Source organism: Photorhabdus aballayi (assembly GCF_026153155.1).
GTDB lineage: Bacteria > Pseudomonadota > Gammaproteobacteria > Enterobacterales > Enterobacteriaceae > Photorhabdus > Photorhabdus luminescens.
In genome coordinates, this window is sequence record NZ_JAPFCD010000032.1 from 1 (window position 1) to 16,344 (window position 16,344).

A 16,344-nucleotide genomic window follows, 5' to 3' on the forward strand; every position below is an offset into this window, starting at 1 on the left:
CAATTGTTTTATATAACATAGCTATTTAAGGCAAAAAATATCTCTAATTTCTTATCAGTATTTTCTTTTAAAATTATTACCAATTTAACTATCAATTCAGTGAACTTAAAAATTCTTATAAAATCATTATTAATTATTTTATAAAGTGACTATTGGAATAGGGCACAAAAATAAGAAAAATATGTATTGCCAGATAATAATTTTATCTACCCTATAAAGTTTTCTCTTGAGAAAATTAAATTGGATTTATTGTAAAAAAATAAAAATATCAATTGAGAATGATTTTATTTAAAAAATAGTTAATATAATCACTGAATTATTTATAGGTTATTATGATTTGATTTTATTAGTTTCGCAATTATCTTTGGCATTGGATTTTATTATTTTCAATAACTTATTTAACATTACCATATATATGAAATAAAACTGAATTATAATTATCTCGCTCTTATTTCTTGTATCCATTCTAGTTAAAAAATATAACAGCCAAAACTACTCCAACCTTGTGAATTATTCCCAAAAAAATTGAGCAATTTAAATCACTCGATCATCAAGATCTGAATCCGGTATTTTACTGGACTCAGACTCTTTAATTTCTACTTGATTCGGTAATGGTCGTAGTAATATCTAGATATATACCCTATGGATTTCAAGATGCATCGCGACGGCAAGGGAGCGAATCCCCGGGAGCATAGAGAACTATGTGACCGGGGGTGAGTAAGTGCAGCCAACAAAGAGGCAACTTGAAAGATGACAGGTATAAATAATAAAGCTCAGTTGTTAGAAGAATCCAAGCTCAAAAAAGTAGTAAAGACCAAATGAACTGGATCTACTTACATGCTATGTGATCATAAAGTAAAAGCTCATATCGCCATCATGGTCAAAGAGTATTTTCCGTGCAATGGTTAAATAGCCTGTTGATAAATAGACTCTTCCAGTCGCTTAGCTAAGGTTGCTATTTATACTTTATCTCTTTTAAGCTACAGTATTCTAACTTCTGATAGCTGGTTAAAGGGGGGTAAGAAAATTGGGTAAATCTGTAAAAAACAAGAGTGCTATTAGACACCTTAGCCCAGAATCGAATGAGGGCAGAAAAACTCAAGATGTTCGTTTGTTACTGAAAACTGCAAGACAAGTTGCCGAGGCTCATGGTGGATTATCCTTCTATTGCTAAAGAGACTGTTTATCTAGAGAATCTCTCTACAGAGCGCTCTCAACAACTGGAAATCCGACCATAAGAACTCTGTGTTCATCATTAAATGCAGTTGGAATGCAGCTTAAAATTACCCCTATTAAACCAACAAGAGAATGTATAGATAAATGAAGTATGCTTATGAAGACTTAAGTGACGACCAATTTGAGCAACTGATTGTTTTTTTATGCCAAGAACTACATGGCATTGCCGTACAAGGCTTCTCGAAAGGCCCCGATGGAGGCAGAGATGCCAAGTTTGTAGGTACCAGTGCTCTTTATCCCAGTACGTCTGCACCTTGGAGTGGTACCACCATTATCCAAGCAAAACATACTAACGGGTACAACAGGCTTTTTTCGGAATCTGACTTCTACAGCCCTGATGGCGACTCAAGTGTATTAAGTAAAGAAATTGTCAGGATTAAAAGCTACGAAGTGCGAAAAAATTAGATCACTACATGTTGTTTTCTAACAGGCGACTGGCAGGTAATGCAGAAAGCGAGATAAGATCCTATCTAGCAAAAGAGTGCGATATACCCGAATCCTCTATTTGCCTTTGCGGTATAGAATTATTGGAAACATGGCTTAAATCTTTTCCGAAAGTTGCTGGGAGAGCTGCTCTTGATCCGGTAGACTCCCCTTTAATCGTAAGCCCCGACGATCTTTCTGATGTTGTATACGCTTTAGCGGCTCAGCAAAAGAAAGGTTTATCTACGAAAGACGATCCACCCACTCCTAGGATACCCTATAGCCAGAAAAACCAAATTAACAACATGAGCAGCGAATATGCTGAAATATTAAGAAGGAGATATTTGAAAGAAACAGCTCAGATTAAAGCTTTTCTGGCTGCACCAGAAAATGCAGAGATTATGCAGCTCTATGAAAATGTAGTTGAGGAGTTTCAACTGAAAATAATTGCAAAAAGAAAGGAATATCAAAACTTTGATAGCGTAATGAATTACCTTTTCGATCTTCTTTTTGGAAGGGACCCTGTTCTAAAAAAGCATAGACGGCTTACTAAAATAATGCTTTTTTACATGTATTGGAATTGCGACATCGGTAGTGAAGAAGAATATGCTGCGACCAACTAAACACTCTCATCCAGACAAGACAGTAATCAATGTAGCTTTGATTATTCTTTCACGTCTTAAGGGACTGAGAATCGAGAATTATAGCGACCTGTTGAGCTATACAAAGAAAGCAGTTTCCGGTGGTGATGTATTGTTTCTCCCAGCTCTAAACTTTTTATTTATTATGGGTATCATTGAATATCGTCCTAAAACTGATGCCATTGAATATGTAGCTAATAACAATGAAACTGTCTAAGATTTATTCAAACAAGCCATCTCTTTTTGAGCCCGTTACTTTTTACGAAGGGCTTAATGTTATATATGGTGAAATTCGGCTCCCAGAAAACAAAGAAAAAGACACACATAATCTAGGGAAAAGCACATTGGGTCGTGTGATAGACTTCACACTATTATCTAAGCGAAATCCAAACTTCTTCCTATTTAAACACCCTGATATATTTAATCAGTTTGTCTTTTTTCTTGAGGTCGAACTAAAAGATTCAAGTTTTTTGACTATCCGTAGGGATGTCGCCCAAGCCTCAAAGATACGTTTTAAGAAACATCAAGAAAAAAATCAAGATTACTCTCTTTTGCCTACAGAGCAATGGGATCATGAAGATGTTTCCTTTGATAAAGCCAAAGAGCTGTTAGATAGTTTACTTGATCTTAACGTGATAAAACCTTGGAGTTATCGCAATAGTATTGGATACCTTATTCGATCTCAGGATGATTATAGCGATGTCTTCCAATTGAGAAAGTTTCGTTCTAAAGATGCATCATGGAAGCCCTATCTCTCTCATATACTCGGGTTTAATGCAGAGCTTATAAAAGAACACTATGAAAAAGAAAAGGCTCTGGAAGAGAAACAGACAACTGAAAAAGCAGTAAAGAAAGAGTTGGGGGGGTCGCTCGAAGACATCAGCAAAATTGAAGGCATTTTGCTATTAAAGAAGAAAGATGCGGAGAAGAAGCAGGAACTTCTTGATGTATTTGATTTCCGACAACAAGACAAAGAGAAAACAAAAGTACTTGTTGAAGAGATAGATGAAGAGATCGCTAGTCTTAATCAAGAAAGATATTCATTAAATCAGAGTAGAAAGAAAATCCTAAAATCCTTAGAGGAGGATAAAATTTTATTCAATACTGAAGAAGCTGAAAAGCTTTTCAATGAAGCAGGGGTGCTTTTTAGCGGTCAGATAAAAAAGGACTTCGAACAGTTGTTAGGATTTAACAAAGCTATAACTGAAGAACGATTTGGATATCTGACTGAAGAAAAGTCAGAAATTGAAGACAAATTGAGAAGTATAAACACTCGACTAAACGAACTAGGAAAACATCGCTCGAAAAACTTGTCATTTTTAAGTGACACGGAGGTTTTTTCCAAATATAAAATTCTCTCAAGAGAACTAGTTTCCCTACGTGCGGATATTGAGACTTTAGAGAGACAAAAGGCACATCTACACAAGTTGCAAGAGCTTAGAACTGAAATTCGAGCACTTTCCGAAGAGTGTAGTCATTTACAATCCAAAATTGAGGATAATGTTGAGTCTCAGAACTCAGATCAATCTAGCGTTTTCTCTCAAATCCGGCTCTATTTTAGTGAAATTGTTGATACTGTCATTAGCCGTAAGGCATTACTTAGTGTATCTCCGAATCGAGAGGGACACTTGCAATTTAAAGCGGAAATCCTTGATGAATCAGGCAACGCAACGAGTGCAGACTTAGGACATACTTATAGAAAGCTGCTATGTATCGCTTTTGATTTAGCAGTACTAAGAGTTCATAAAGATGAAAAATTTCCTCATTTTGCCTTTCACGATGGAGTATTCGAGTCTTTGGATAATAGAAAGAAAGAGAATTTATTGGCTATTTTACGTGATTACGTTGAACTAGGTATTCAGTCTGTTATCACACTAATAGATTCAGATCTTCCTGCTAGATCTCCTAAAGAACTGCCAGTGTTTGACAGTACAGAAATTGTTCTTCAACTGCATGACGAAGGAGAATCCGGTCGGCTTTTTAAGTTAAAAACCTGGTAAAAGTTATCAAGTTTTACTACCAAATACAGATAAGGCTGCTAGTTGCTTAGAGTGCTAGAAAGGAATCTTTGAACTATCTTTGTTTCACACTTTAAATTAAACAATTATGCATCAACACAAAAGCTGGTACATACATTGAACAAAATATTAGCAGCATGAATTTTGGTTACTACAACGCGGTCATCGAAGGCAGTAATTTTATGACTTATTTGTCTGTATTTTAACTGATAAACTCAATATTTTATGACATAAATTATGACGACTTAGAGAACATGCACTAAGCCAAGCGAGACAAGGTCTTCTAGCGTGTTTTATAATTTAAGCCATATTATTCACCAAGGTTAAGAAGTTAGCTCATTAACCCAAGGATACAAACTTCATTACTCCCACACACTTATTCTATAAAGTTTTTTTCTGCGAGAATTAAATTAGACTTATTATCTAAAATGGGAATGGCAATTATGAATAATTTCATTTATTTAAAATTAAAAAATTTAATGTAAAATAAAAGTGTCTTTTTTATAAATAAAAAAAGTAAAATTCAATGTCAAAGATAATAACAAAAAAATAAACTAAGATTCTGATAGACTGTAAATATCTTAATATCTCCATCATATATTAATTTGGTTTTTATTTTATTATTTTCAATCAATTATTTAATGTTATCTCATTATATATGAAACAAAATTAAGTTATTTTGCAAAAAAATTCAATAAGAGTAATTAAAATTTTTGTAACTAATACTTATTCAAAAAATATAACAGCCAAAACCACCCCAATCTTGTGAATTATTCCAAAAAAATTGAGCAATTTAAATCACTCGATCATCAAGATCTGAGCCCGATATTTTACTGGACTCAGACTCTTTAATTTCTACTTGATTCAGTAATGGGGTAATAAATGGAAGCCTCCAATTCTACCGACAACCATTTATCACCTGCTAAATAATCACTTATTCATTACCGGAATACTTCCCCGCAACCAACTACCTAATTTACGCTGATAGAATGGCTGCGTATGCTGAATCAAATAATGGCTGATGCCACGCTCTTTTTCATCAACTAAACAGAAATCAATCGGTTCTTCTTCTGATGTGTATTCACAGGCAATACTGCCCGCTTCATGGATTAGTTGTTCAATTTCGTCTGTGGCGCCATTTATTTCCAGTCCAATTAACAAATTGGGGTTTTCATCCACATTTTTATCATGGGCTTGAATGATAAAAGCACGGCGAACAGGTTTACGTTGGCTAAATAAACTGACCAAAGCTTCAATGAGCTGCGAAGGATATTCTTCCGGTTGGCTAAGTGTTATTTTACTACCACTTGGAACATCAATCTCAACCGAAGTTAATTCACTTAATGAACTCATAAAAATCTCCAATCAGTTTTTTAGATAAAATAAATTTATTTTGCCTTCGCCAACAACAAATTAGCAATCGAACGAACCCCATAACCTGTTGCACCAGCGGACCAATGTTCTACCGCGGATTTACGATAAGTTGCCGAGCAATCAATGTGAACCCAACCTTTTTGGTATTCTTCCACAAAGTGAGACAGGAAAGCTGCCGCGGTACTGGCGCCCGCAGTATGCGGTGACGCAGCAACGTTGTTCAAGTCAGCAAAATTTGATGGCAGTTGGCTACGATGGAATTCAGCTAATGGTAAACGCCAGAACAGTTCATTCTCGGATGCAGCCGCCGCCAACAGATCAGCCGCCAGTTTGTCATCAAAGCTGAGTACAGAGTGGTAGTCATTACCCACAGCCGTTTTCGCTGCACCGGTCAAAGTTGCCGCATCAATGATTAATTTCGCTTTCTCTCTGCTGGCATCAATTAAACCATCAGCCAGAACCAGACGACCTTCCGCATCCGTATTCATCACTTCAACAGATTTGCCATTACGGTAATGAATAACATCACCCAGTTTAAAGGCGTTACCACTGACCATGTTATCCGCTATGCAGAGGAACAGTTTAACTCGCTGTTGCAAGCCACGACCGATTGCCAGCGCCAATGCGCCTGTCAGGGTTGCTGCTCCACCCATATCCGATTTCATGGAATCCATAAAGGAAGATTGTTTCAGGCTGTAGCCGCCGGTATCAAATGTAATGCCTTTACCTACCAAGCAGGCAAACACCGGCGATTGCGGGTTGCCAGTTGGGTTGTAATCCAACGCCAACATAATCGGATCACGAGAAGAACCACGGCCGACGGTGTGAATGCCAGCATAACCCTGTTCACGTAAATCTTCGCCTTTAATAATGCGATAACTTACTGACTCGCCAGCCATACCACACATCAGGTCAATCGCACGCTTCGCCAATTGTTCCGGCCCAAGCTCTTCTGCCGACATATTGATGGTGTCACGCACCCAATCAATAATTTTAATTCGGCTTTCCAATTCCTGTTTTTCAGCCGCAGGCAATTGAGGCCATTCAATAGAACGGCTGCCTTTTGGCGCACGAAATCCTTGCCAGAAAGCCCAACTTTTTTCTAAATCCCAACCTTCGCCAACCAGAGCCACATGACGAATTCCCTGCCCGTCAATTTTACGCCCGGCACGTTGCACTGCCCCTAATTTACCTTTACCAACCAGATGAATCGTCACTCCTTGATCACTCGAACTAATCAGCGCTTTTTCACCCCAGCAAGCTGCTGCTGGTTCATAAGACAGTGTTATTGGCATGATTTGTTTAGTCATTCTTTTCTCACCTCTTATTATTACCGCTTGATGGCAACGAGGAGCTTATTCAAGCTTCTACCGATATAATTCTTCGTCTGCCAGATATTAATCTATAAAAAAACCGGCCAAAGCCAGTTTTTCAAAAGTTCAGCCTAACCTAAAACGATGACAGATAAATAACAAATTAATGCTATTTGTTATTCAAACTCATCCAACCAAACGAGCAGGATTGCTTCCAAAGTTTTTTCATTGGATTTTTCAGGCGCATCATCAAAATCGTCCAGTTCACAAATCCACTGGTGCATATCAGTAAAGCGAACGGTTTTTGGATCTATCTCAGGAAATTTGTCATATAGCGCTTCACCGATTTCACGGCTGTTAGACCATTTTAGGCTCATTTATTTTTCTCCTGCCAATCAGTGCTCACGGGCATGGTTAATGGTGTATTTTGGAATTTCTATCACCAAATCTTCGTCAGAAACTCTAGCCTGACAACTCAGACGACTTTCCGGTTCCAGCCCCCAAGCTTTATCCAGCATGTCATCTTCCAGTTCAGAGCTCTCTTCCAGTGAATCGAAACCTTCACGCACGATACAATGGCAAGTTGTGCAAGCACAGGATTTTTCACAAGCATGTTCAATTTCAATCCCATTGCGCAATGCAACATTCAGAATGGATTCCCCCTCTTTGGCTTCCAAAACTGCACCATCAGGGCAAAGATCGTTATGAGGTAAAAATACAATTTTCGGCATAATTAAATCTCATCCACAGAATGGCCCGCCAACGCCCGGCGAATAGATGAATTCATCCGGCGCGCAGCGAATTCCTGCGTTTGCTTATCCAGTTGTTTAATCGCGTTTTCAATAATTTCAGGATCATTGCCCTGAACGCTTGTTATAAGTATTTCCACGGCAGCATCAATTGCCGCCAGTTCTTGTTCATCCAGTAGATCGGCATCTTTTTCTAACGCACTGGTGACACTTTCCAGTACTCGCGCCGCTTCAACTTTTTGTTCCGCCAGTTTACGCGCACTGATATCTTCTTGAGCATTCGCCATAGAATCTTTTATCATGCGGGCGATTTCTTCATCAGATAAGCCATAGGAAGGTTTCACCTGAATAGAAGCTTCAACGCCAGTGGATTTCTCCAACGCACTGACACTCAGCAAGCCATCAGCATCTACCTGAAAAGTGACCCGGATATGAGCCCCGCCAGCCGGCAATGGCGGAATGCCACGTAGGGTAAAACGGGCCAGTGAACGGCAATCACTTACCAATTCCCTTTCCCCTTGCACCACATGAATACTCATTGCACTCTGGCCGTCTTTGAAGGTGGTGAATTCTTGCGCTTTGGCAACCGGAATAGTTGTGTTGCGTGGGATAACTTTTTCAACCAAGCCCCCCATCGTTTCCAGCCCAAGCGAAAGCGGAATCACATCCAACAGCAGCATGTCGCTATCTGGCTTGTTACCCACCAGAATATCCGCCTGAATCGCAGCACCCACAGCAACGACTTTATCAGGATCAATGGAAGTCAGCGGTTCGCGGCCAAAGAATTCGCCAACCATGTGACGAACCAGCGGTACACGGGTTGAACCACCCACCATAACCACCTGTAGAACTTCATCCGCAGAGACTTCTGCGTCTTTCAATGCCCGGCGACTTGCCAGTAAAGTCCGTTTTATCAATGGCGTTATCAGGGTTTCAAATTCGCAACGGGTGATTTTACCCTGCCAGCCGGCAATGTTTATCTCTGCAATATCAGTATCGCTCAAGGCGACTTTTACCTGAGTAGCCATATCTAATAACTGGCGTTGCAGACGATGATCTTCTCGATCGCCAATGCCCGCCTGTTCACGGACCCAATCAGCCAGTAGCAAATCGAAATCATCACCACCCAGTGCGGTATCGCCGCCAGTTGCCAGCACCTCAAAAACACCACGGCTTAACCGGAGAATAGAAACGTCAAATGTTCCGCCGCCTAAATCATAAACGGCAATCACACCTTCTTGACCAGAATCCAGTCCGTAGGCAATCGCAGCCGCAGTCGGTTCATTCAGCAAGCGCAGAACGTGTAACCCGGCTAAACGCGCCGCATCTTTTGTTCCCTGACGCTGTGCATCATCAAAGTAGGCAGGAACAGTGATCACAACGCCATCAAGCTTACCATCCAGTGTTTCTTCTGCACGCTGCGCCAGCGATTTAAGAATGTCAGAAGAAACCTGAATAGGATCGACCAAACCCGTTGCGGTGTTGATTAACGGCAACCCGTTTTCACTCGCTTGAAATTGGTAAGGAAGATTTGGATAACGTTGCTGAATGTCAGCCAAAGAGCGTCCCATCATACGTTTTACTGAGCTGATGGTATTCACAGGATCGCACGCAGCCTGTCGACGGGCCTGCCAACCAATTTCAGGCCCCTTTTCATGGTAGCGAACAACCGAAGGAAGCAGGTAACGTTCTTCACTATCCATTAATGTTTCCGCTTGTCCACTGCGAACAGTGGCAACTAATGAATGTGTCGTGCCTAAATCAATACCGGCAGCTAAACGACGTTGATGTGGTACAGCGGATAACCCCGGCTCGCTAATTTGTAATAAAGCCATATACGCTTTCCTTAAAAGTCGTCCAGTAAACGTTCTTCCAGTTGTTCAACCTGCTGTTGCAATTTATCCAGAAAACGTAATTTACGCACCGTATCGGCAGCTTGTTCCCACTGCTGTTCATCCAATTGCCGCACCATTTGCTGACTACGGGTTTTAATCATCCCACTCAGGCGAGCGGCAAAATCAGCTAATGCCGCTTCTGGATTAGCTTTGCTGGCAATACATTCCAACTCTTCCCGTAACATAAGCTGTTCCATCAGGAAAGCGTTGTCATTCATGGTGTGCTGTTCATTGGCTAAATCAAAGCCATGCAGAGAGAGCATATATTCAGCGCGTTTCAGTGGGTGTTTGAGCGTTTGATAACCGTCATTGATAGTCGCGGCTTGCTGCAACGCCAGCGTTTTTTCACGCTCTGGCTGATTAGCAAAGCGATCCGGATGAAACTGACGTTGCAATTCTTGATAACAGCTTGCCAGTTGTTCACGATCAACAGCATAACGAGCCGGCAGCCCAAATAAAGTGAAATAGTCCATAATCTAAACTTACTCTGGATTTGGCCGAAAAACGGAATTAAACGTTAAAACTCTCTCCACAACCACATTCACTGGATACGTTTGGGTTGTTGAATTTAAAGCCTTCGTTAAGGCCCTCTTTAACAAAATCCAGCTCTGTACCGTCGAGATAGACCATGCTTTTGCCATCTATGATAACTTTGACGCCCTTATCTTCAAACACTGTGTCGTCTTCGTTAATCATATCGGCAAATTCAAGCAGGTAAGCCATACCTGAACAGCCAGATGTTCTGACCCCCAGACGCAAACCAACACCTTTTCCACGGTTATTCAGGAATGACGAAACGCGTTGTGCAGCACTTTCTGTAAGGGAAATTGACATACAACAACCTCACTTTTAAAAACCAGCAAAGGCGGATACCAGACGGTATGTAACAGCCAGTATCCGCCAAATTTTTTTCTATCTTCTTATTATCAAGGGCCGTGTTATCTGCCCTGGCGTTTACTTTTGTAATCCGCAATCGCTGCTTTAATCGCATCTTCCGCCAAGATAGAACAGTGGATTTTCACTGGCGGCAGTTCTAATTCATCTGCAATTTCAGTATTTTTAATCGCTTCCGCTTGCTCCAGAGATTTGCCTTTCATCCATTCTGTGACTAAAGAACTGGAAGCAATAGCAGAACCGCAACCGTAAGTTTTGAAACGCGCATCTTCAATAATGCCTTCATTATTGACTTTGATTTGCAGTTTCATCACGTCACCACACGCAGGGGCGCCGACCATGCCGCTGCCAACCATTGGATCTTCACTATCGAAAGAACCGACGTTACGTGGATTTTCATAGTGATCAATTACTTTTTCGCTGTAAGCCATGTTGTTACTCCTGAAACCGTCTGATTAATGATGAGACCATTCGATACTGTTTAGATCCACACCTTGTTTAAACATTTCCCACAATGGAGAAAGTTCACGCAGGCGGCCAATAGATTTATGAATCAGTTCAATGGCGTAGTCGATCTCTTCTTCTGTCGTAAAGCGCCCTAAAGAGAAACGGATAGAGCTGTGAGCCAGTTCGTCATTCATCCCCAACGCACGCAGTACGTAGGAAGGCTCCAGGCTGGCGGAAGTACATGCAGAACCCGAAGAGACCGCCAGATCTTTTAATGACATCATCAGTGATTCACCTTCAACATAGTTGAAGCTGACATTCAGAATATGCGGCGCGCCGTGCTCCAAATCTCCGTTAAGGAAGACCTCTTCGATATCTTTAATACCCTGCCACAGACGCAACCGCAGGCCACGCAGACGCTGAGATTCACTCTCCATTTCCTGCTTGGCGATACGGTAAGCTTCACCCATCCCCACAATCTGATGAACAGGCAAAGTACCAGAACGCATACCGCGTTCATGACCGCCGCCATGTTGCTGTGCTTCGATACGAATACGTGGTTTACGGCGAACATACAGCGCGCCAATCCCCATCGGTCCGTAAATTTTATGAGCAGAGAAAGACATCAGATCGACTTTCAGTTTGGCCAGATCAATCGACAGTTTGCCTACGCTCTGAGTAGCATCAACATGGAAAACGATACCGCGGCTACGGCACATTTCACCGATGGCGGCAATATCCTGTACCACACCAATTTCGTTATTAACATGCATGATAGAAATCAGAATGGTGTCATCACGCACTGCGGCTTCCAGATCATTTAAATCAATCAGCCCATTGGTCTGAGGCGCTAAATAAGTGACTTCAAATCCTTCACGTTCCAGCTGACGGCAAGTATCCAGCACCGCTTTATGTTCGGTTTTACTGGTGATGATATGCTTACCTTTTTTCTGGTAAAAATTCGCCGCCCCTTTAATGGCAAGGTTGTCAGATTCCGTTGCGCCAGAAGTAAAAACAATTTCACGCGGATCTGCACCCACCAAATCAGCAATCTGATTACGGGCAATATCAACCGCTTCTTCAGCCTGCCAGCCAAAACGGTGTGAACGAGAAGCTGGGTTACCAAATATCCCGTCCCTGGTCAGATAGTTCATCATCTTTTCAGCAACACGCGGATCAACCGGCGTCGTTGCTGAGTAATCTAAATAAATTGGTAATTTCATTGCTCACATGCTCCCTACTTCTAATACTTAATTCATCACAAGTTCTGCTTATGGACGCAGATTGACATTAATTGTTTCTTGTGCTCTGCCGTTAGGTGCACGGCGTTTATCGTTATCCTGACGACCAGCAACATCCAATACTTCTTGGTTATTGACTAATTCTTCTAGACTGATACTGCTCAGGAAACCGGTAATACGATCACTTAAATCGCGCCATAAAGCATGAGTCAGGCAACGATCGCCGCCCTGACATCCTTCTCTACCCTGACAACGAGTAGCATCTACCGATTCATCAACTGCGAAAATCACTTCGGAAACAACAATTTCACTGGCATCTTTGCCCAATAAGTAACCACCACCCGGACCACGGACACTTGAAACCAAACCATTTTTGCGCAAGCGGGAAAATAGTTGTTCAAGATAGGAGAGGGAAATACCCTGACGTTCAGAAATGTCGGCCAACGGTACCGGACCTTCTTGTGAGTGTAATGCCACATCAAGCATGGCAGTTACTGCATAACGCCCTTTAGATGTCAATCTCATAAATGAATTACCCCGTGGTGAAATATGAGCGAAATTGTGTCATTCCTGAGTATTTTAGTCAACTATTTAACCTAGTAATTTACTCAACTATTTCTTCGCCCATTTCTCAACGGAGGACAAGATACCACGCAGAATATTCAGTTCCTGCGCTTCAGGCCGGGCACGGGTAAAAAGCCGCCTTAATCTATTCATTATTTGGCCTGGATGCGCTTTTCGAATAAAACCTGAATCATTTAACACAGATTCGAGATGATGATAAAAGCGTTCCATATCATCAGCTAATGGGTATTCCGTCTCATCGGTTTTTTGCTCATTTTTATCCTGACGCGCCAAATAGGCCATACGGATTTCATAACTAACAAGTTGAACCGCCATCGCCAGATTTAACGAACCGTACTCCGGGTTAGTTGGAATATTCAGATGATAATGGCACTTCTGCAATTCTTCATTGGTCAACCCTACCCGCTCACGGCCAAAAACAATGGCAACCGACGCATGTGCAGCTTCCTGAACACTGCGTTCACCACATTCACGAGGTTCGACCACCGGCCATGATAACGTTCTTGAGCGAGCGCTGGTACCAATCACCAAGCCACAACCCGCCAGCGCTTTATCCAAACTATCGACAATCGTCGCATTACCAATAACATCACTGGCGCCCGCAGAAAGCGCAATTGCATGAGAATCTGGCTGGACCAATGGATTTACTAAATAAAGGTTGGTTAATCCCATTGTTTTCATTGCCCGGGCGGTTGATCCCATATTTCCAGTGTGGGAAGTTTCAACCAGGATAATGCGGATATTTTCTAACATGACAACTTCTGAATAGTCTGGATAGTTATAAGAGCCAAATATCTTAACACAGCATTAGTCATTTTTCCGAACTACTGCTATACTGCGCGCCGATTAATTACCCGTTCTTTAACATCCTGGTGGAAGATATCCCATGCATCCGATGCTGACCATCGCCATACGCGCAGCGCGTAAAGCCGGCAATCTAATTGCCAAAAATTATGAAACTCCCGATGCGGTTGAAGCTAGCCAAAAAGGCAGCAACGACTTTGTTACCAACGTTGACAAAGCCGCAGAAGCACTCATTATCGACGTTATTCGCAAATCTTATCCCAAGCACTCGATTATTACCGAAGAGAGTGGCGAGCTGTTAGGCGAAGAGGCTGATATTCAATGGGTAATCGATCCACTGGATGGCACGACCAACTTTATCAAACGCCTCCCGCACTTCGCGGTTTCCATTGCAGTACGCATTAAAGGCCGTACCGAAGTTGCAGTTGTTTACGATCCAATGCGTAATGAGCTTTTCACCTCAACCCGCGGTCAAGGGGCGCAGTTGAATGGCTACCGTCTGCGTGGCACTAATGCCCGCGACTTGGATGGCACTATTCTGGCAACAGGTTTCCCATTCAAAGCAAAACATCATTCCACTGTTTTTATTAATACGTTGGGTAAATTATTTGTTCGTTGCGCTGATTTCCGTCGTACCGGCTCGGCTGCACTGGATCTGGCTTATGTTGCGGCTGGTCGGGTAGATGGTTACTTTGAAATTGGCCTAAAACCGTGGGATTTTATGGGTGGCGAGCTGTTAGTTCGTGAATCTGGCGGTATCGTAACTGATTTCGTCGGCGGTCATAATTATATTCATTCTGGCAACCTTGTTGCCGGTAATCCACGCGTTGTTAAAGATATTCTGGCTGAAATGCGTGATGAATTATCAGAAGCATTGAAACGTTAATTCAAATGAATTCTAAATAAACATTGCCAGATGGTAATTTAGGTAGGCCGCAAAAAGTGCGGTCTACCCTGCGATTCATTTAACTAACAATAAAGACCATTGTTACTCTGCTAACCAATAAACAGCTTCATAAGGCTGTAACTGCATATTTTTTGTCGGCAATTGGTTTTCAGGGTAGTTCCCCATCAATTTCACCCATGAACAATCGGATAAAGCAGCATCCAACGACCACTCTTGCACTTCCGCGCTGAGGTTAGCAATAACCAACAATGTTTGGTTCTCCCAACGGCGAACATAACACCATAGCCAAGGGTGAGACGGCAACAAATCTTCATAGCTGCCATAAGTCAATACAGGATACTCCTTACGCAGCTTGATTAAGCGTGCATAACAATGAAAAACTGAATCCTCATCCTGCATAGCGTTTTCAGCATTCACTTCCTGATAATCACTATTCAACGCTATCCACGGTTCCCCTTGAGTAAATCCAGCATTGGAAGTCGTATCCCATTGCATCGGCGTTCGCCCATTATCACGAGATTTCTTTGCCAGGACCGATAAGATTTGCTGCTTATCATTGCCCTGCTCAATCTTCTCTTGATAAATATTTAAACTTTCTATATCTCGATACGCTTCAATTTGGCAAAAATGAGGGTTAGTCATCCCCAACTCTTCCCCTTGATAGATATAAGGGGTTCCTTGCATACCATGTAGTACCATTGCCAACATTTTAGCGGACGGCACCCGCCAAACACCTTCACCGCCAAAGCGTGAAACAATACGCGGCTGATCGTGATTACACCAGAACAGCGCATTCCATGCCTGTTGATGCATGCCTTGTTGCCACTTGGCAAAAATTTTCTTCAATTCAATAAAATCGGGTGGCGCTGCAACCCACTTTTCGCCATTGGGGTAATCGACTTTTAAGTGATGGAAAGCAAAAACCATCGACAACTCTTCACCATCCAATGAAGAATAGCGCTGACAATGTTCCAATGAAGTAGAAGACATTTCCCCAACCGTCATTACTCCGGCTGGCTGGAATACTTCTCTGTTCATTTCTTGTAGAAACTCATGAATACGTGGGCCATCGGTGTAGAACTGACGCCCATCGCCCTGAGTTGCTTCAGGAAAATCCTGCTGCTTAGAAACCAAGTTGATGACATCCAACCGGAAGCCATCAACGCCAAGGCCAGCCCAGAATTCACAAATCTTTTTCAACTCAGCCCGTACTGGCTCATGTTCCCAGTTTAGATCCGCCTGCTCGACAGCAAACAGGTGCAAATAATATTGTTTGCTCTCCTCATGCCACGCCCAAGCATTGCCGCCAAATTTCGACAACCAATTATTAGGCGGGGTTTCAGGCACCCCATCCCGCCAGATGTAATATTGCCGATAAGGGCTATCAATATTCTGCGCTTGTTTGAACCAAGGATGTTGAGTTGAGGTATGGTTGAAAACAATATCCACAATGACACGGATATCGCGTTGATGCGCCTCATCAACCAAACGCTTAAAATCATCCATTGAGCCGTAAGCCGGGTCAATCGCACAATAATCAGCGACATCGTAACCGTTATCTACCTGTGGCGAGAGGTAAAAAGGCGTCACCCAAATAGCATCTACGCCCAGTTTCTTCAAATAATCAAGCCGGTAAGTAATGCCGTTAAGATCGCCTGTTCCGCTACCCGTCGTATCCTGGAAACTCTTAGGATATATCTGATAGATGACGCCTTGTAACCACCACGGAATGATTTTGTTCATCAAAAACACCTTATCAATATATTTCCTGAATTATACCCTTCATCTTTCAAGCTGCTGCTTTGTTGACTGCTTTC

General features: G+C 42.0%; 17 protein-coding genes and 1 pseudogene. 6 read left to right on the forward strand and 12 right to left on the reverse strand.

Translation table 11 applies throughout. The annotated features are described in order from the left end of the window. Positions 1-1,195: 1,195 nt before the first annotated feature. The 5 genes and pseudogenes from OO184_RS25245 to OO184_RS15555 all read left to right on the forward strand — a co-directional run. Positions 1,196-1,324, forward strand: a pseudogene (locus tag OO184_RS25245) (hypothetical protein); the annotation flags it as partial. Further along, positions 1,321-1,641, forward strand: a complete 321-nt coding sequence (locus OO184_RS15540; protein ID WP_265379959.1) for a hypothetical protein — start codon at positions 1,321-1,323, stop codon at positions 1,639-1,641. The pseudogene OO184_RS25245 and the gene OO184_RS15540, both read left to right, overlap by 4 nt. Before the next feature lie 8 nt (positions 1,642-1,649). Then, positions 1,650-2,282 (forward strand): ABC-three component system protein, encoded by a 633-nt coding sequence (locus OO184_RS15545; RefSeq protein WP_265379960.1) that lies wholly within the window; start codon positions 1,650-1,652, stop codon positions 2,280-2,282. Continuing rightward, complete coding sequence (locus OO184_RS15550; RefSeq protein ID WP_049584236.1) at positions 2,266-2,517, forward strand: ABC-three component system middle component 8; 252 nt, start codon at positions 2,266-2,268, stop codon at positions 2,515-2,517. Before OO184_RS15545 ends, OO184_RS15550 begins: the two co-directional genes overlap by 17 nt. Then, entirely contained in the window at positions 2,504-4,300 is a 1,797-nt protein-coding gene (locus tag OO184_RS15555) for a DUF2326 domain-containing protein (RefSeq protein ID WP_265379961.1), read from the forward strand. Before OO184_RS15550 ends, OO184_RS15555 begins: the two co-directional genes overlap by 14 nt. Positions 4,301-5,248: 948 nt before the next feature. On the opposite strand, the gene OO184_RS15560 is transcribed toward OO184_RS15555, so the two are convergent. The 11 genes from OO184_RS15560 to trmJ all read right to left on the reverse strand — a co-directional run bounded on the left by OO184_RS15560 (position 5,249) and on the right by trmJ (position 13,569). Next, entirely contained in the window at positions 5,249-5,671 is a 423-nt protein-coding gene (locus OO184_RS15560; protein WP_139656959.1) for an enhanced serine sensitivity protein SseB C-terminal domain-containing protein, read from the reverse strand. Positions 5,672-5,706: 35 nt separating this feature from the next. Beyond that, complete coding sequence (gene pepB, locus OO184_RS15565) at positions 5,707-7,002, reverse strand: aminopeptidase PepB (RefSeq protein WP_265379962.1); 1,296 nt, start codon at positions 7,000-7,002, stop codon at positions 5,707-5,709. Between the two features lie 179 nt (positions 7,003-7,181). Beyond that, positions 7,182-7,382: a Fe-S cluster assembly protein IscX gene (gene iscX / locus OO184_RS15570; protein ID WP_265379963.1), complete on the reverse strand. Its 201-nt coding sequence runs from the start codon at positions 7,380-7,382 to the stop codon at positions 7,182-7,184. A gap of 18 nt (positions 7,383-7,400) precedes the next feature. Continuing rightward, entirely contained in the window at positions 7,401-7,736 is a 336-nt protein-coding gene (gene fdx / locus OO184_RS15575) for an ISC system 2Fe-2S type ferredoxin (protein WP_265379964.1), read from the reverse strand. Between the two features lie 2 nt (positions 7,737-7,738). After that, entirely contained in the window at positions 7,739-9,589 is a 1,851-nt protein-coding gene (gene hscA / locus OO184_RS15580) for a Fe-S protein assembly chaperone HscA (protein ID WP_265379965.1), read from the reverse strand. An 11-nt stretch (positions 9,590-9,600) separates the two neighbouring features. Beyond that, positions 9,601-10,122, reverse strand: a complete 522-nt coding sequence (hscB, locus tag OO184_RS15585) for a co-chaperone HscB (RefSeq protein ID WP_265379966.1) — start codon at positions 10,120-10,122, stop codon at positions 9,601-9,603. Positions 10,123-10,159: 37 nt separating this feature from the next. After that, complete coding sequence (gene iscA / locus OO184_RS15590; protein ID WP_265379967.1) at positions 10,160-10,483, reverse strand: iron-sulfur cluster assembly protein IscA; 324 nt, start codon at positions 10,481-10,483, stop codon at positions 10,160-10,162. Positions 10,484-10,587: 104 nt separating this feature from the next. Then, positions 10,588-10,974 (reverse strand): Fe-S cluster assembly scaffold IscU, encoded by a 387-nt coding sequence (gene iscU, locus OO184_RS15595; RefSeq protein ID WP_011147477.1) that lies wholly within the window; start codon positions 10,972-10,974, stop codon positions 10,588-10,590. A 24-nt stretch (positions 10,975-10,998) separates the two neighbouring features. Then, on the reverse strand, positions 10,999-12,213 hold the full coding sequence (locus tag OO184_RS15600; RefSeq protein WP_265379968.1) for an IscS subfamily cysteine desulfurase: 1,215 nt from the start codon (positions 12,211-12,213) through the stop codon (positions 10,999-11,001). 48 nt (positions 12,214-12,261) lie between these two features. Then, entirely contained in the window at positions 12,262-12,756 is a 495-nt protein-coding gene (iscR, locus tag OO184_RS15605; protein WP_139656953.1) for a Fe-S cluster assembly transcriptional regulator IscR, read from the reverse strand. A gap of 87 nt (positions 12,757-12,843) precedes the next feature. Then, positions 12,844-13,569: a tRNA (cytosine(32)/uridine(32)-2'-O)-methyltransferase TrmJ gene (gene trmJ, locus OO184_RS15610; protein ID WP_265379969.1), complete on the reverse strand. Its 726-nt coding sequence runs from the start codon at positions 13,567-13,569 to the stop codon at positions 12,844-12,846. A 133-nt stretch (positions 13,570-13,702) separates the two neighbouring features. On the opposite strand from trmJ, the gene suhB reads away from it, so the two are divergent. Continuing rightward, positions 13,703-14,506: an inositol-1-monophosphatase gene (gene suhB, locus OO184_RS15615; RefSeq protein WP_036812488.1), complete on the forward strand. Its 804-nt coding sequence runs from the start codon at positions 13,703-13,705 to the stop codon at positions 14,504-14,506. A gap of 102 nt (positions 14,507-14,608) precedes the next feature. On the opposite strand, the gene treC is transcribed toward suhB, so the two are convergent. Beyond that, positions 14,609-16,270, reverse strand: coding sequence for an alpha,alpha-phosphotrehalase (treC, locus tag OO184_RS15620; RefSeq protein WP_265379970.1), 1,662 nt, complete (start codon positions 16,268-16,270; stop codon positions 14,609-14,611). Positions 16,271-16,344 lie beyond the last annotated feature (74 nt).

Bases quoted from the DNA above. Each gene is read 5' to 3' on its own strand.
- OO184_RS15540 (WP_265379959.1), top strand. From the start codon at position 1,321: ATGAAGTATGCTTATGAAGACTTAAGTGACGACCAATTTGAGCAACTG.
- OO184_RS15545 (WP_265379960.1), top strand. From the start codon at position 1,650: ATGTTGTTTTCTAACAGGCGACTGGCAGGTAATGCAGAAAGCGAGATA.
- OO184_RS15550 (WP_049584236.1), top strand. From the start codon at position 2,266: ATGCTGCGACCAACTAAACACTCTCATCCAGACAAGACAGTAATCAAT.
- OO184_RS15555 (WP_265379961.1), top strand. From the start codon at position 2,504: ATGAAACTGTCTAAGATTTATTCAAACAAGCCATCTCTTTTTGAGCCC.
- OO184_RS15560 (WP_139656959.1), bottom strand. From the start codon at position 5,671: ATGAGTTCATTAAGTGAATTAACTTCGGTTGAGATTGATGTTCCAAGT.
- pepB (WP_265379962.1), bottom strand. From the start codon at position 7,002: ATGACTAAACAAATCATGCCAATAACACTGTCTTATGAACCAGCAGCA.
- iscX (WP_265379963.1), bottom strand. From the start codon at position 7,382: ATGAGCCTAAAATGGTCTAACAGCCGTGAAATCGGTGAAGCGCTATAT.
- fdx (WP_265379964.1), bottom strand. From the start codon at position 7,736: ATGCCGAAAATTGTATTTTTACCTCATAACGATCTTTGCCCTGATGGT.
- hscA (WP_265379965.1), bottom strand. From the start codon at position 9,589: ATGGCTTTATTACAAATTAGCGAGCCGGGGTTATCCGCTGTACCACAT.
- hscB (WP_265379966.1), bottom strand. From the start codon at position 10,122: ATGGACTATTTCACTTTATTTGGGCTGCCGGCTCGTTATGCTGTTGAT.
- iscA (WP_265379967.1), bottom strand. From the start codon at position 10,483: ATGTCAATTTCCCTTACAGAAAGTGCTGCACAACGCGTTTCGTCATTC.
- iscU (WP_011147477.1), bottom strand. From the start codon at position 10,974: ATGGCTTACAGCGAAAAAGTAATTGATCACTATGAAAATCCACGTAAC.
- OO184_RS15600 (WP_265379968.1), bottom strand. From the start codon at position 12,213: ATGAAATTACCAATTTATTTAGATTACTCAGCAACGACGCCGGTTGAT.
- iscR (WP_139656953.1), bottom strand. From the start codon at position 12,756: ATGAGATTGACATCTAAAGGGCGTTATGCAGTAACTGCCATGCTTGAT.
- trmJ (WP_265379969.1), bottom strand. From the start codon at position 13,569: ATGTTAGAAAATATCCGCATTATCCTGGTTGAAACTTCCCACACTGGA.
- suhB (WP_036812488.1), top strand. From the start codon at position 13,703: ATGCATCCGATGCTGACCATCGCCATACGCGCAGCGCGTAAAGCCGGC.
- treC (WP_265379970.1), bottom strand. From the start codon at position 16,270: ATGAACAAAATCATTCCGTGGTGGTTACAAGGCGTCATCTATCAGATA.